The sequence below is a fragment of the Streptomyces chattanoogensis genome (assembly GCF_001294335.1).
Taxonomy (GTDB): Bacteria; Actinomycetota; Actinomycetes; order Streptomycetales; family Streptomycetaceae; genus Streptomyces; species Streptomyces chattanoogensis.
In genome coordinates, this window is record NZ_LGKG01000089.1 from 1 (window position 1) to 336 (window position 336).

Sequence of the window (336 nt, forward strand, 5' to 3'; positions counted from 1 at the left end):
GAGCAGGCACGAGTCCAGCAGAGCCAGCAGGTTCTCCCGGTCGAGGCCGGGACAGGTGAAGGTGAGGTGCTGGCAGCGGTCGCCGTGTTCGGGGTGCCAGTCGAGGGCGGCGGCGACGCGGCGTTCGGCAGGCACCATTTCCCAGGCGGCGTCCGGCAGCGCGGCGAGCCACGGGCCCGCCGATTCCACACACAGCGCGCCGCCGGCGGCGTCCCACGACAGCAGCGTGTCGGGCCGGTCGGCCAGCCAGAACCGGCCCCGGATGCGAGCGGCGGCGCAGACCAGATCCTCCAGGGCCGCGTGGAGCCGCCCCGGGTGGAAGGGCCGCTCACGCCG

Annotated in this window: 1 protein-coding gene; it reads right to left on the reverse strand. The window is 75.3% G+C overall.

Annotated features, from left to right (window positions below; genetic code table 11):
* A partial coding sequence (locus tag ADL29_RS11105) for a CobW C-terminal domain-containing protein (protein WP_169795213.1) occupies positions 1-336 on the reverse strand: 336 nt, incomplete at both ends.